At 68.8% G+C, this 13,620-nt stretch carries 14 protein-coding genes; 6 read left to right on the top strand and 8 right to left on the bottom strand.

The genetic code is table 11. The annotated features are described in order from the left end of the window. Window position 1 precedes the first annotated feature (1 nt). Genes VGP60_RS14505 through VGP60_RS14495 form a run of 3 tightly spaced genes read right to left on the bottom strand, consistent with a single transcriptional unit; the run spans window position 2 to window position 3,106 of the window. Window positions 2-1,342, bottom strand: coding sequence for a coenzyme F420-0:L-glutamate ligase (locus tag VGP60_RS14505; RefSeq protein ID WP_414640347.1), 1,341 nt, complete (start codon window positions 1,340-1,342; stop codon window positions 2-4). Beyond that, window positions 1,332-2,333 carry a 2-phospho-L-lactate transferase gene (cofD, locus tag VGP60_RS14500; RefSeq protein ID WP_327548510.1) on the bottom strand — a complete coding sequence of 334 codons (1,002 nt, stop codon included), beginning with the start codon at window positions 2,331-2,333 and terminating at the stop codon, window positions 1,332-1,334. The genes VGP60_RS14505 and cofD overlap by 11 nt, the downstream gene beginning before the upstream one ends. Then, window positions 2,330-3,106 carry a GNAT family N-acetyltransferase gene (locus VGP60_RS14495; RefSeq protein WP_327548509.1) on the bottom strand — a complete coding sequence of 259 codons (777 nt, stop codon included), beginning with the start codon at window positions 3,104-3,106 and terminating at the stop codon, window positions 2,330-2,332. The genes cofD and VGP60_RS14495 overlap by 4 nt, the downstream gene beginning before the upstream one ends. A gap of 34 nt (window positions 3,107-3,140) precedes the next feature. On the opposite strand from VGP60_RS14495, the gene VGP60_RS14490 reads away from it, so the two are divergent. The 3 genes from VGP60_RS14490 to dapC all read left to right on the top strand — a co-directional run bounded on the left by VGP60_RS14490 (window position 3,141) and on the right by dapC (window position 4,832). Next, a complete protein-coding gene (locus VGP60_RS14490; protein ID WP_327548508.1) occupies window positions 3,141-3,323 on the top strand; it encodes a hypothetical protein in 183 nt (60 codons plus the stop codon). A 100-nt stretch (window positions 3,324-3,423) separates the two neighbouring features. Continuing rightward, window positions 3,424-3,744, top strand: a complete 321-nt coding sequence (gene fdxA, locus VGP60_RS14485; RefSeq protein WP_327548507.1) for a ferredoxin — start codon at window positions 3,424-3,426, stop codon at window positions 3,742-3,744. Beyond that, a complete protein-coding gene (gene dapC / locus VGP60_RS14480; protein ID WP_327548506.1) occupies window positions 3,741-4,832 on the top strand; it encodes a succinyldiaminopimelate transaminase in 1,092 nt (363 codons plus the stop codon). Before fdxA ends, dapC begins: the two co-directional genes overlap by 4 nt. 5 nt (window positions 4,833-4,837) lie before the next feature. Here the strand turns inward: dapC and VGP60_RS14475 are convergent, their stop codons facing one another. After that, a complete protein-coding gene (locus VGP60_RS14475; protein ID WP_327548505.1) occupies window positions 4,838-5,458 on the bottom strand; it encodes a TetR/AcrR family transcriptional regulator in 621 nt (206 codons plus the stop codon). A gap of 103 nt (window positions 5,459-5,561) precedes the next feature. Between VGP60_RS14475 and VGP60_RS14470 the strand changes: the two genes are divergently transcribed. Next, a complete protein-coding gene (locus tag VGP60_RS14470) occupies window positions 5,562-6,998 on the top strand; it encodes an FAD-dependent monooxygenase (protein WP_327548504.1) in 1,437 nt (478 codons plus the stop codon). Here VGP60_RS14470 and VGP60_RS14465 read toward each other — a convergent pair. Genes VGP60_RS14465 through VGP60_RS14455 form a run of 3 tightly spaced genes read right to left on the bottom strand, consistent with a single transcriptional unit; the run spans window position 6,985 to window position 9,457 of the window. Further along, the gene (locus tag VGP60_RS14465; protein ID WP_327548503.1) at window positions 6,985-7,965 is read right to left on the bottom strand and encodes a CHAD domain-containing protein; all 981 of its coding nucleotides are present in this window, start codon (window positions 7,963-7,965) and stop codon (window positions 6,985-6,987) included. The two genes, VGP60_RS14470 and VGP60_RS14465, sit on opposite strands and share 14 nt — an antisense overlap. A gap of 36 nt (window positions 7,966-8,001) precedes the next feature. Next, window positions 8,002-8,988, bottom strand: a complete 987-nt coding sequence (gene dapD, locus VGP60_RS14460; RefSeq protein ID WP_327548502.1) for a 2,3,4,5-tetrahydropyridine-2,6-dicarboxylate N-succinyltransferase — start codon at window positions 8,986-8,988, stop codon at window positions 8,002-8,004. Between the two features lie 28 nt (window positions 8,989-9,016). Then, a complete protein-coding gene (locus VGP60_RS14455; protein ID WP_327548501.1) occupies window positions 9,017-9,457 on the bottom strand; it encodes a hypothetical protein in 441 nt (146 codons plus the stop codon). 36 nt (window positions 9,458-9,493) lie between these two features. On the opposite strand from VGP60_RS14455, the gene dapE reads away from it, so the two are divergent. Further along, on the top strand, window positions 9,494-10,567 hold the full coding sequence (dapE, locus tag VGP60_RS14450) for a succinyl-diaminopimelate desuccinylase (RefSeq protein WP_327548500.1): 1,074 nt from the start codon (window positions 9,494-9,496) through the stop codon (window positions 10,565-10,567). A 146-nt stretch (window positions 10,568-10,713) separates the two neighbouring features. Next, window positions 10,714-12,540, top strand: a complete 1,827-nt coding sequence (locus tag VGP60_RS14445) for a glycoside hydrolase family 9 protein (RefSeq protein ID WP_327548499.1) — start codon at window positions 10,714-10,716, stop codon at window positions 12,538-12,540. A gap of 47 nt (window positions 12,541-12,587) precedes the next feature. Here the strand turns inward: VGP60_RS14445 and VGP60_RS14440 are convergent. Beyond that, window positions 12,588-13,620 (bottom strand): HEAT repeat domain-containing protein (locus VGP60_RS14440; RefSeq protein ID WP_327548498.1); only part of this gene is annotated, 1,033 nt, incomplete at its 5' end.

Raw genomic sequence — 13,620 nt, 5'->3', positions numbered from 1 at the left:
TTCACAGTTCCAGGAGTCCTTCGCCGGGTGCGCTGGGTTCACGGGGGGCCACGGCTTCGGCCGGGTGACCGATGGCCACCGCGCCGAGCGGTTCCCATTCGTCGCCGAGGCCGAGGGTTTCGCGGACGATGTCGGCGGCGAAGATCGTCGAGCCGATCCAGCACGAGCCGAGTCCCTCGGCGGCCAGCGAGACCAGCAGGCCCTGCACGGCGGCACCGGCGGCCACGGTGAACATGGTGTGTTCGCAGTCGTTGCGGCGCGCGTCCGGGTACGTGTGCGCGCCGATCGGGACCAGGAACGGGATGACGACCTCGGGCGCGTTGACGAGGATGTCGCCGCGGCTGGTGCGCTTGGCGATCTGCTCCTCGGTGAACCCGTCGGAGACGAGGTCCGCGCGCCAGGATTCCCGCATCGCGTCGAGCAGTTTGGCCCGTGTCGCCTCATCGCGCAGCCAGACGAACCGGACCGGCTTCGTGTGGTGCGGTGCGGGCGCGGTGAGCGCGGCGCCGACAGCGCGGCGGAGGACGTCGGCGTCGACTTCCTCGTCCGAGAACGAGCGGATCGAGCGGCGCAGGGACACGGCTTCGCGCCGGCCTTGGGCGATGGATTCGTTGGTACCGAGCCGGAAGAGGTCCTCTTCGACCGGGCGGACCAGGTCGCGCGCGGTGGACTTGTCATCCACAAGGGACAGTCCACGCACGATAGCCACCGGCGTGCCACCGAGCTTGCCCTTGACCAGATCCGCGGCGGCGGCGAGCTCGTCGGCGATCGCGACCTCGGTGACGGCTAGTTCGTTCCCCTGGACGTCGATCTGCCCGGCGTAAGCATGCAGCACCCGCAGGCCCGACGCGCCGATGGCGGCGTCGGTCTGGCCGATCCGCCAGGCGCGGCCCATGGTGTCGGTGATGACCACGGCGACCTCGACGCCGAGCCGCTCACGCAGGCCGTTGCGCAGGGCCAGTGCCGAAGCGTCCGGATCGGCGGGGAGGAGCGCGACCTCGTCGGTCGAGACGTTCGACGCGTCGACGCCGGACGCGGCCTGCACGATGCCGATGCGGTTCTGCGTGATGACCGTCCGGCCGATCCTCGCGATGATCCGGACGGCCTCTTCCTCGACCAGCTTCCGGCGCGCGGTGTCCCGTTCTTCGGGATCGGACGGGACGCGGATCAGCTGCCCCTCCACCTTGGACACGATCTTGCTGGTGACCACGACGACGTCACCCGAGCGCAGCCAGCGGGCCGCCTCGACGATGGCGCCGGTGAGGTCGTCACCCGGGCGGAATTCGGGCAGCCCTTCGACCGGAAGGATCTCCAGCTTGGCCGAGGCGTGATCAGTCAACATGCACTCCGGAAAGTTCCAGTGCCGCGCGGGCCATGGCCGCGGTCGCGGCCACATCGGACATGAGCAACGGCACCGCGCGCACCTCGACACCGGGCACGTCCACGGTCTCGCCCTCGGCGACCAGCCAGCCGTCGAGCAGGCCTTCGTCGGAGTGCTTCCGCGAGCCGAAGTGTCGGCCGACGGCTTCGGCGGAGGTCTCCACACCGATCGCCGTCAGGCACGCGTCCGCCATACCGCGCAACGGTTTCCCGCTGATGATCGGCGAGATGCCGACAACTCCGGCGTCGGTCTTGCGCAGCGCGTCACGCACACCCGGCACGGCCATGACCGTGCCCACCGACACCACCGGGTTCGACGGCGCGAAGAGCACGGCGTCGGCGTTCGAGATGGCGTCGAGCACGCCCGGCCCGGGGGAGGACTCCTCGGCGCCGACCGGCAGGATCGAGTGCGCCGGCAGCTCGGCGTGATAGCGGACCCACCACTCCTGGAAGTGCAGCGCCTTCTGCTGACCGGCCTCGTCGGGATCGTCGACGACGACGTGGGTCTCGACCCGGTCGTCGGACATCGGCAGCAGCTTCACGCCGGGCTTCCAGCGCGCGCAGAGCGCCTCGGTGACCGCGGAGAGCGGGTAACCGGCGCGCAGCATCCGCGAGCGGATGAGATGCGTGGCGATGTCCTTGTCCCCGAGGCCGAACCAGCTGGGCTCGGCGTCGTACGCCGCCAGCTCCTCCTTGACCGTCCACGTCTCGCCGGAGTGACCCCACCCGCGTTCGGTGTCGATCCCCCCGCCCAGGGTGTACATGCACGTGTCGAGGTCGGGGCAGATCCGCAGGCCGTGCAGCCATACGTCGTCCCCGGTGTTCACCAGCGCGGTGATCTCGTGCTTCGAGCCCTCCGGTGCTTCCCCGACCGCGGGAAGCCCCAAAGCGGCCTTGACCCCCAGCAGGAAACGCGCCCCGCCCACTCCGCCTACTACAACGACAACCTTCACGATTTCCGATCCTTGCATGTGGCCATCGGCGGCACCCAGTACCGGTACCTGTGGTGTTCGGTGAAGCCCAATTCGCGGTACAACGCCAGCGCGGGCGTATTGCTTACCGAGACTTGGAGCACTTCTTGGCCGGCTCCTCGTTCCTTCGCCCACGAACTCGCCGCGAACATCAGCTCGGCGGCCAGGCCGCGGCGCCGGAATTCGGGCCGCACGGCGAGTCGCGAGATGTGCGCGACCGGTCCGACGATAGCGACCCGGACGGCCCCGGCGGTGACGCCGTCGACCTCGACAACGCCGTATCCGTTCGCTCCGGTGCCCAGGACGTGCCGCTGAGCGGGAGTCGGCTCGGTGGTGCCCGCGCTCAGTTCCCACCAGGTGGGAGTCGGGGTGTCGCGCACAGACGCTATGAACGGACCGTTCCTACCGTTTTTCGCCAGGAACGGTCCGTTCATAGCGACGCCGACGAGGACCGAGACTTCGTATCCGGCGGCGTGCTCGACGTTCTCCCGCCAGCCCTCGGCGAGGATTTCCGCCTCGGCCCGGCTGCCGTTGACGGCCTGGACAGCGGGTGGAATGCCTTGTGAGTGGGCGAAGTCACAGACCGCTCGCAGGGCCTCCGCGATGGGCATTCCGGGGTCGCCCACGGCCAGCGCACTGTTCGCGCGGCCGGTGAAACCCCCGGCCCAGCGCAGGCGCCATTCCCCCAGCCGGTGCTGTTTCAGCGGGGGCCAGGCATCCGAACACGCCTGTTCGAGCGTTTCCACGGGATTCACGCGATAGATTGTGACAAAGAGCTGAGGAGGGCCGATGAGCGTCGCACGCAAGGACGACCGGCACAACGATGACCTGGTCGGTGAGATCGCCGACAGCTTCAACCGCGCTGTCGGGGAGAAGCGGGTCAAGGACGGCGAGCCCGCCGCGGAGAAGCCGCGGTTCGTGGTGACCGGCGACAACCGGACGCAACCGCGGAAGAATCGCGGTGTCCGGTAGGGGTTTCTAAGGGTTGCCTCACCACCGGATGTGCCTTCAGGTCGCGTAATGTTCCGGGCGCGGCTGGACCGGAATAACAGACTAAATGCAGGAGAGCGCAGTGACCTACGTGATCGCCGAGCCCTGCGTCGATGTGCTCGACAAGGCGTGCATCGACGAGTGTCCCGTCGACTGCATCTACGAGGGTGAGCGGATGCTCTACATCCACCCCGACGAGTGCGTCGACTGTGGTGCCTGCGAGCCGGTCTGCCCGGTCGAGGCCATCTACTACGAGGACGACGTCCCCGACCAGTGGGTCGCCTACACCAAGGCCAACGTCGACTACTTCGACAAGATGGGCTCGCCCGGCGGCGCGTCCAAGGTCGGCAAGGTCGGCGACGATCCCGACTGGATCAAGGCACTTCCGCCGCAGGGCGAATGAGCAAGGTCGCCCTCCCCGATTTTCCTTGGGACGCGCTGTCCGGTTACGCCGAGACGGCGCGAGCCCATGCCGGCGGCATCGTCGACCTGTCCATCGGCACGCCGGTGGACCCGGTCCCGGCGAGTATCCGTGACGCGCTCGCGTCGGTGTCCGAGATCCCGGGATACCCGACCACGCACGGCGTTCCGGCACTGCGGGCCGCCGCGATAGACGCTCTGCGCCGCCGGCACGGCATCGACGGTCTCGAGCCGGACGCGGTGCTGCCGACGATCGGCTCGAAGGAGCTCGTCGCCTGGCTGCCGCGGCTGCTCGGGTTCGGTCCCGGCGACACGGTCGTCATCCCGGAACTGGCGTACCCGACCTACGAGGTCGGGGTGCTGCTCGCCGGAGCTTCGGTTCTGCGCGCGGACAGTCTCACCGCGATCGGCCCGCAGCGTCCGGCGATGCTGTGGCTGAACTCGCCGTCGAATCCGACCGGCAGGGTGCTCGGGGCCGAGCATCTGCGCAAGGTCGTCGAATGGGCGCGCGAGCGGGACGTCATCGTCGTGTCCGACGAGTGTTACCTGGCGCTGGGCTGGGAAAGTCAGCCGCTCTCGATCCTCCACCCGGCTGTCCACGGTGGACGGACGGACAACCTGCTGGCGGTCCATTCGCTGTCGAAGTCGGCCAACATGGCGAGCTACCGTGCCGGGTTCGTCACCGGTGATCCGAAGCTCGTCGCCGAGCTGCTCGCCGTGCGCAAGCACGCCGGGATGATCGTGCCGCGGCCGGTCCAGGAAGCCATGATCGCCGCGCTCGTCGACGACGAATCGCTGGAAGCGCAGCGCGAGCGGTATATCCGTCGCCGGTTGGTGCTGCGGAAAGCGTTGCAGGACAACGGCTTCGAGATCGACCATTCCGAGGCTGGGCTGTACCTGTGGGCCACTCGCGGCGAGGACACGTTCACCACGGTGAGCTGGCTCGCCGAGCGCGGGATCCTGGTCGCGCCCGGAACCTTCTACGGCCCGACAGGCGGCGAGCACGTGCGGATCGCGCTCACCGCGACGGACGAGCGCATCGACGCGGCGGCCGAGCGGCTCGCTCAGTAGCGCCGCTAGAAATCCCGTCCGGTGAAGCCGCGGTAGACGAACCTCGTCAGCGCGTCGATCGCCTCTTCGTCGGTGGGTTCGTTCCAGCCCGCCGGCATCGGGCTGAGCAGCCACATCTGCGCGAAGCTGTCGATGAGCTGGTACATCATCGCGATCGTGAGCTGTGGTGTCGCGGGTAACCGCAGGCCCGCGTCGGTGACGTACGCCAGGTGATTCGCGACGTCTTCCTGTTCGTTCGCCCCGAAACGCGCCAGTTTGCGCCCGAACTCGTCGTTGATCATCGACGCCTGGCGCAGCGCCAGCATGGTCGCGGCGTTCTCGCGGTAGAAGTGCCAGTACGTGGCGACATGCCAGCGGATGGCTTCCGGGGTCGAGAAATCCGGGCTGTGCCCCGGCTGCTCGGCGGTGCTGTCGCCGGTCGCCGAGATATCCGCCAGCAGGGCTTCGAGGAGCTCTTCCTTGCCGGCGAAGTGGTTGTAGAACGATCCCGCCGAGCGTCCCGCCTCCGCGGTGATGTCGGTGATCTTGGTGTTCAGGTAGCCACGCGCGGCGAACACGCGCTTGGCGGCTTCCTTCAGCGCGGCTTCGGTTTCGGCCGCCTTCTCCTTGCGGCTCGTCGCCGTCATGCCCCTCCCTCCTTGACGCCCCGCCTCCTTGACAGCGAACGCTAGCAGCGCGCATGATGAATCTGTATTCAGTGAATCATAATTCACCCAACTGAGAGGCGCCATGACCAAGCAGGTACTCATCGCGGGAGCCGGTCCGACCGGCTTGACGCTGGCCATCGAACTCGCCCGCCGACACGTCGGCGTGCGGATCGTCGAGAAGGCCGAAAGCTTCTTCAACGGCTCGCGAGGCGACGGGCTTCAGCCCCGCACGCTGGAGGTCTTCGAGGACCTCGGCGTCCTCGACGCCGTCCTCGCCGTCGGCCTGCCGCCGATGCCGATCAAGGCGTACGTCGGTGGCGAATTCGTCCGCGAGCAGCTGTTCGGCGAGCACGTCGACCCGACGCCGGACGTGCCGTACCCGACGGTCCGGTTCCTGGGGCAGTCGCGGACCGAGGGGATCCTGCGCGACCGGCTCGCCGAGTTCGGGGTCCACGTCGAGCTCGGCACCGAGCTGGTCGGTTTCGAGCAGGACGACTCGGGGGTGCGGGCGACCGTCCGCCGCGACGGCGTCGAGGCAGGCGACATCAAGGAAACCGTCGTGGCGGACTACCTTGTCGGCGCGGACGGCGGCCGGAGCTTCGTGCGGAAGTCGCTCGGCATCGCCTTCGAAGGCAGCACCGACGAGTCGATCCGCATGCTGCTCGGTGACGTCCAGGCCGACGGGCTCGACCACGCTTTCGGGTACTGGTTCAGCGCACCCGAAGACCCGATGTCCGGCATCATGCTGACCCCGCTCTCCGGCGGCGCGCAGTTCCAGTTCGGCGCCCCGCTCGACGACGGCCAGGTCGAGGCGTCACTGCCGACGTTGCAGGCCAAGCTCGACGCGATGACCGGCGATCTGCGCGTCGAGCTGCACGATCTCAGCTGGTCGACGGTGTGGCGGCCCAACGTCCGGCTGGCCGGGCGGTTCCGCGTCGGGCGGGTCTTCATCGCGGGCGACGCCGCCCACGTGCATCCGCCGACCGGCGGTCAGGGCCTCAACACCGGCGTCCAGGACGGCTACAACCTGGGCTGGAAGCTCGCCGACGGCTCGCCTGAGCTGCTCGACAGTTACGAGCCGGAGCGGCGGGTTGTCGCGGCGCGGGTGCTCGGGCTCAGCTCCGAGTTGATGCGCAAGTACACCGACGGCGAGCCCGACGCCCACGAGCGCGGCGCCGGGACCCGTCAGCTGGACATCAGCTATCGCGGCGGCCCGTTGTCACCGAAGAGCGACGACAAGCTCCGGGCGGGCGATCGCGCCCCGGACGCGCCGGTGTTCGACGTCAACGGCAAGCAGGTTCGCCTGTTCGAGCTGTTCCTCGGCCCGCACGCGACCTCGCTGGTCTTCGGCGACGGTCCCGCAAACGGCGAGCACGTCCACCGCATCCTTCCCGCCGGCGAGACCGCTCAGGGCGGCGACTTCGTCGACACCGATGGGCACGCGTACGCGGCTTACGGCGCGTCAGCGGGAGCGAGGGTGACGATCAGGCCGGACGGTTACGTGGCTAAATGGCAGTGACCGTGCGGGCGGCGACGTCCACGCGGGTCCAGATCATCGGCCAGTCGGCGCGGGCCTGGGTGCGCTTGCGCAGTTCGAGCTCGGCGATCCGGCCCGCGATGAAGCCGGTGTGCCCGTCGAGCGAGTCCAAAACGGACCGCATCCGATCGGCCGCGATGACGGCGTCCTGGTGGTCGCCGAGCACGGTCTGCAGATCCTTGGTCGCTTTGATCAGCTCGCGGATCTGCTTGGCCTGCTTCTTCTTCGCCGCGGTCTGGGCCAGCTCGGCGGCATAACGCAAACGCTTGCCATGGATGCGCAGAGCGTGGATGTCGTCGTCGGGCGGATCCGACGGTAGCGCCAAGACGGCCTTCGACAGCTTCTTGAACGGCTTGCTCAGCCCTGCCACGAGATCGGCCGAGCTCTCGATGGTGGACTCTTCGGAGACTTCGTGCTCCGGCCGGCGGGCGAGCTGCGCGGCGCTCTGCAGCATCGTCGCGTACCGCGGGCTGGACAGTGCACTGGTCAGCCGCCGTTTGGCCGCAGCCCGGTCCGCCACGAACTTGCCGACGAGCTCCCGCGCGGCGCTCTGGTCGCGAGCTTCGAACTCGGCGACCAGCTCACGCAGATGGCCGATCAGCACGTCGTAGTCCCGAACCTCGCCGAGCGACTGCCCGAACCAGCCGAGTTCGGCGCGTACCGGCTCGGCGGCCGGTCCGAGCAGCGAGCCGGACATCTTCAGCACGCTGCGCATCCGCCGGAGGGTGACCCGCATCTGGTGCAGGTCCTCCGGATCGGTACCCGAGCGCGTCCCGGGTTCCCTGGCGAGCAACTCACGAATCTGCGTGTCCAGCTGGGCGCGCACGTGGGTTGCCGCCGGGTCCCCGTGACGTGCTTTTGAGGGCTCTTCGCCGAGCCCCAGAGCTGTGGGCGTCGTCGAAGGACCTCGGCGGGCTTTGGCATTCGTGGGCAAAGTTTCGGCGGTCATCTGGTGAATACTAGGTGAACCAAATCGCGGGAGTGATCAGTCGTTGGCGTGCAACGCCGCGTTCAGTTCGATGCCGACACCCACCCGCGGCACGACCTCGACCGCGCCGGTGGCCGAATTGCGCCGGAAAACCGCGCCCGAGATGCCCGAAAGCTCTCGCGCCTTGACGGTCTTGCCGTCCATGACGACCTTCGTGCCCGCGGTGATGTACAGCCCGGCCTCGACCACCGAGTCGTCGCCGAGCGAGATGCCGATACCGCCGTTGGCACCGATGAGACAGCGCTCGCCGATCGAGATGACCTCCTTGCCACCTCCCGACAGGGTGCCCATGATCGACGCGCCGCCGCCGACGTCGGTGCCGTCACCGACCACGACCCCCGCGGAGATCCGGCCCTCGACCATCGACGCGCCGAGCGTGCCGGCGTTGAAGTTCACGAAGCCTTCGTGCATCACGGTGGTGCCGCTGGCCAGGTGTGCGCCGAGGCGCGCGCGGTCGGCGTCGGCGATGCGGACGCCGCTGGGCATGACGTAGTCGACCATGCGCGGGAACTTGTCGACGCTGTAGACGGTCACCGTGCCGCGGGCGCGCAGCCGCAGGCGGGTCGCCTCGAAGCCCTCGACCTCGCACGGGCCGAAGTTCGTCCACACGACGTTGGTCAGCAGGCCGAACTGGCCGTCGAGGTTCAGCCCGTGCGGCTGGACGAGCCGGTGCGAAAGCAGGTGGAGGCGCAGGTAGACGTCGTACGCGTCGACGGGTGCGTCGGCGAGCTCGCCGATCGTGACCCGGACGGCGACGACCTCGACGTCACGGTCGTCGTCCCGCTTCAGCAGCTTCGCGGCGGCTTGGCCGAGGATCTCGGCGGCTTCCTCGTCCGTCAGCTGCTCGGTGCGGCCGGGGCCGTCGGCGGGGATCAGCTGGGGCTGCGGGAACCAGGTGTCCAGCACGGTGCCGTCGGTGGTGACGGTGGCCAGTCCGACGCCGCGGGCGCCGGTCGTTTCGGGGTTCGGGCTCTGCTCGCTCACAGCCCAGACGGTAGCCGAGACCCGCCGATCAGCCCGTCGTGGCCTGTCCGTTGACCCGGGTCTTGATGGCCTGCAGCGCGGTGGCGATATCGGTGATCGCCTGCGTGCACGGGCCGTTGCCGGGGGCGGTGACGGTGAGGCAGTTGTTGGAGCGGAAGGCCTTGACGCCCACGTCCAGCTGGTCGGCCAGGTTCGCCAGCGGCTGGTCCTTGGCGCCGGCCCGTTTGCGCACCTGGGCCGCGGTGTTGCCGAGCTCCGTGACGTACTTCTCACAGGTCTTCGGCGGCTGCTGGGCAGGCGCGACGAAGCACTGGTCGGCCGTCAGCGCTTTCAGCTTCAACGGCAGCGCGTCCGGACCTTCGTCCCGCGTCGCCCCCGAGGGTGTCGGGCCGGCTTCGTTGCTCCCGCAGCCGGACAGCACGAGTACCAGTACACCGCCGATGGCGGCTATGACCCTTCGTGTGCGCACGCTGTCACCGTACGCACCCCCGGGTACCGTGCCGGTATGACGTCCCTCGAGCTGCACGCCGACCCCGTCGACATCACCGCCGCGCTGGTGGACATCTTCAGTGTCTCCGGCGAAGAGGCGGCGATAGCCGCCCTGGTCCAGGCCGCGCTCGAGAAGGAAGCACCGCATCTCGAGATCGTCCGCAACGGCGACGCCGTGCTCGCGAGGACGAACCTGGGCCGTGCGAGCCGCGTGATCCTCGCCGGGCATCTGGACACCGTGCCGCTCAACGAAAACCTGCCCGTCCGCCGTGAAGGATCCGGGGACGAAGAGGTACTGCATGGTCTCGGCACGGTCGACATGAAGGGCGGCGACGCCGTCTTCCTGCACTTGGCGGCGACGCTGACCGAACCGCGGCACGACCTGACGTTCGTCTTCTACGACAACGAAGAAGTCGAGGCGACCCGCAACGGGCTCGGCCGGATCGAGCGCGAGCTGCCCGACTGGTTGCGGGGCGATCTCGCGATCGTCGGCGAACCGTCGAACGCCGACATCGAGGCCGGGTGCCAGGGCACCATGCGGATCGAGCTGAGCGTCTCGGGCACGCGGGCGCACACCGCGCGGGCGTGGATGGGGGAGAACGCCATCCACAAACTGGGTGAGCCGCTGCGCCGGCTGGAGGCGTACGAGCCGCGGATCGTCGACATCGACGGGCTCACCTACCGCGAAGGCTTGCAGGCCACCAAGATCACCGGTGGCGTCGCGGGCAACGTCGTCCCGGACGCGGCGGTGCTGACGATCAACCACCGCTTCGCGCCGGACCGCAGTCCAGAAGAGGCGGAAAAGCATCTGCGCGAGGTGTTCGACGGTTACGAAGTGTCCGTTGTGGACTTGTCGCCGGGTGCGCTTCCGGGGCTGAGTGCCCCGGCCGCGGCTGAGCTCGTCGAAGCCGCCGGGGGCAAGGCGGTGGCGAAACTGGGCTGGACAGACGTCGCCCGGTTCTCCGCGCTGGGCATGGCGGCGGTCAACTTCGGCCCCGGCGACCCGACGCTGGCGCACACGCAGCAGGAGCACGTGGCCGCGTCGGAGATCCGCCAGGTGGCGAAGGTCCTGCGTGACTTCCTGAGCTGAAACCCGCCGACCTCGTCGGAAACGGACATATTGACTGCCGTGGCGGCGAGCGCTAACTTCTCCTCTCAAATAGATAGGAAAGTTTCCTAACTATTTCGCGGAATGGGGAAGCCTCCATGCGGCACGCTCGGTTTTGGACCACAGCGATGGTCTCGTCCCTGCTCCTCGCCACGGCGGTGCCCGCCGCCGCGACCCCCGCCGTCTCCGGCGAGGTCCGGGTCGACCAGGTCGGCTACGGCATCGGCGAAACCAAGCACGCGTACCTGCTGGGAACCGCGGCCGCCGATGGCGCCAAGTTCTCCGTGGTCGACGAGCGCGGCCGAACCGTCTACCGCGGCCAGGCCGGCGCGGGTCTCGGCGGCTGGAACGCGCGATACCCGGCCGTGCACCAGCTCGACGTGTCCGCGGTGAAGTTCCCCGGGACCTACCGCATCGAGTTCTCCGGCGCTGTGCGCGCGAAGTCGCCGAGCTTCCGGATCGCCCCGGCGCGGTCGCTGTTCGCGCCGCTCGCCCGCGCCAACAACGAGTTCTTCCAGGCGCAGCGCGACGGCCAGGACGTCATCCCCGGACGGCTGGACCGCAAGCCGTCGCATCTCGCCGACCGCAGTGCGACCGTCTACGCCCCGCCGAAATTCGTCGGTGAGGGCGGCGACGAGATCGCCGAGCCGCTCCAGCCGATCGGCGGCCCGGTCGACGTCGAAGGCGGCTGGTTCGACGCGGGCGACTTCGTCAAGTTCACCTCCAACTCGGCGTATTCGCTGGCGGAGATGGGGTACGTGCTGCGCGAGCGGTACGACCCGGCGCTCGCCGACGAGGTCCGGTTCGGCCTGAACTGGCTGGACAAGATGTGGGACGCGAAGTCCGGGACGTTGTACGCGCAGGTCGGGATCGGCACCGGGAGCGAGGAGTTCGGCTTCCTCGGCGACCACGACGTCTGGCGTGAGCCGCAGGACGACGACGCGCTGCAGGTCGAGCCCGGCGACGAGAAGTACTTCGTCAAGCACCGCCCGGTGTTCCCCGCCGGACCCGCGGGCGCGCCGATCAGCCCCAATCTCGCCGGCCGGGTCTCCGCCGCTTTCGCGCTCGGTGCGCAGGTCGAGGCGTGGCGGAATCCTTCGCTGGCAAGGCATTACCTGCGTGAGGCCGCGTCGCTGTTCGCGCAGGCCAAGACGACCGGCGTCGGCGAGCTGGTGACGGCGTTCCCGCACGCGTACTACCCGGAGTCGTCGTGGCTGGACGACATGGAACTCGGCGCGACCCAGCTGGCGTTGGCGGCCCGGAAACTCGGTGACCCGCGGGCGAACGACTGGGCCCGCCAGGCGACGCAGTGGGCGAAGGCGTACCTCGCGAGTGACGACAAGAGCACGCTGAACCTCTATGACACCAGCGCTTTGGCGCACGCCGACCTCGCCGACGTGCTGCGTCGCGGGGTGCCGGGCGCGCAGGTCAAGGTGAGCGATCTGGCCGGTGACCTTCGGCGTCAGCTCGACGCCGGTGTGCGGACCGCGTCGGCGAATCCGTTCCGGACCGGTGTCGAGGTGACGGAGTTCGACGCGGCGACCAAGAGCTTCGGACTGTCGGCGACCGCGCGGCTGTACCAGGGCGTGACCGGGGACTCGAAGTACCACGCTTTCGGTGTCCAGCAACGGAACTTCACTTTGGGCGCCAACGCTTGGGGCGTGTCCCTTGTCGTCGGCGCGGGAACGAGTTTCCCGCAGTGCCCGCACCACCAGGCCGCGAACCTCGCCGGGAGCACCAAGCTGCTCTACGGCGCGGTGGTCAACGGCCCGAACGGTGCCGGCAACTTCGCCGACCTCCCGTTCCCGGCCGGTGCCAAGGAATGCACGAAGTCGTACGAGTCCTTCGACAGCCCCGAATCCCGGTACTTCGACGACCTGGCTTCGTGGCCCAGCAACGAACCCGCCATCGATTTCACCTCCACCGCGCTGCTGGCCTTCACCCTCGCCGGATAACCCGGGGAATATGTCGACACTTTCCCCGGGGGCCGGCGTCCCGTGCGCTAGGAGTGCCGGTTCAGTTCGGCTGCGGCCAGGTCCTTGAGCGAGCCGAGTGTCACGGTCGACGTCGGATCGTCGAAGGTCCATGGCGGCACGTCCAGGTTGTCCGGGAGTTCGAGAATTTTCTCCAGCACTTCGGCGTTTGGCGTCCGGTCATTGTTCCGCAGCGTGTTCTCCAGCGCCGGGACCGTGGAGTCGCGCAGCCGTGGGTCGGTGTGGATTGATTCCAGCAATGCCGCGCCTGACTCGGGGCCACCGATCCGGCCCAGCGCTTTGGCCGCGTCGGCACGGTCGTAAAGGTTGTCTCCGTTCAGGTACGTGATCAGTGGCGGCACCGCCCGCGGATCACCCAGGTCGCCCAGCGCGGCCATCACGTTCCTGGGCGACTCGTCCAAGACCGTCACCAAGGGCGCTACCGCACGCCGGTCGCCCAGCGCCCCCAGCGCGGTGACGATTTCGTCCCGTAAGAGATCATCCTTGCTCTGGTGTCGCTCGCCAGTGAGCGCGTCGATCAGCGGGTCTACCGCACGGGAATCACCGAGCCGGCCGAGGGCCGTCGCGGCCTCGCCCCGAACCTCCGTGTCGCGCGGCCCCCGCAGCACCGCGATCAACGGTTCCACCGCACGACGGTCACCGAGCCGGCCGAGCACCAAAGCGGAGGCACGAACGTCCACATCGTACTGGCGGTCCAACGCGTCGATCAGCGGTTCCACCAGGCGACTGTCACCGAGCCGGCCGAGTGCCGCCGCGACCGTCATGAGCGCGCTTCGTCCCGTCACCGGACCGCGTTCGCCAGCGAGCCAAGGGGCGTTGCCGAGAAGCAGGCTTGACAGACGCTCAGCGGCCCGCACGTCACCTATCTTGCCGAGCGCCTCGGCCACCCAGATGATCACTCGTGGCTTGGCGTGGTCGAGCATGCCGAGCAATGGCTCGACCGCCGCTGAATCACCGATCTTGCCCAATGCGTTGATCATCGCCTTGACCGCGATGTCGCTGTCCCGGGGGGCAGTGCGTCGCTGGCTTAGGGCGCGCCCT

Source organism: Amycolatopsis sp., assembly GCF_036008905.1.
Taxonomy (GTDB): Bacteria; Actinomycetota; Actinomycetes; order Mycobacteriales; family Pseudonocardiaceae; genus Amycolatopsis.
Note: the sequence above shows the minus strand (reverse complement) of the source record. Positions and strands in the feature narration are given on the sequence as shown.

Coding starts and splice junctions, on each gene's coding strand:
- VGP60_RS14505 (WP_414640347.1), bottom strand. CDS start 1,342: ATGTTGACTGATCACGCCTCGGCCAAGCTGGAGATCCTTCCGGTCGAA.
- VGP60_RS14490 (WP_327548508.1), top strand. CDS start 3,141: ATGAGCGTCGCACGCAAGGACGACCGGCACAACGATGACCTGGTCGGT.
- dapC (WP_327548506.1), top strand. CDS start 3,741: ATGAGCAAGGTCGCCCTCCCCGATTTTCCTTGGGACGCGCTGTCCGGT.
- VGP60_RS14475 (WP_327548505.1), bottom strand. CDS start 5,458: ATGACGGCGACGAGCCGCAAGGAGAAGGCGGCCGAAACCGAAGCCGCG.
- VGP60_RS14470 (WP_327548504.1), top strand. CDS start 5,562: ATGACCAAGCAGGTACTCATCGCGGGAGCCGGTCCGACCGGCTTGACG.
- VGP60_RS14465 (WP_327548503.1), bottom strand. CDS start 7,965: ATGACCGCCGAAACTTTGCCCACGAATGCCAAAGCCCGCCGAGGTCCT.
- dapE (WP_327548500.1), top strand. CDS start 9,494: ATGACGTCCCTCGAGCTGCACGCCGACCCCGTCGACATCACCGCCGCG.
- VGP60_RS14445 (WP_327548499.1), top strand. CDS start 10,714: ATGGTCTCGTCCCTGCTCCTCGCCACGGCGGTGCCCGCCGCCGCGACC.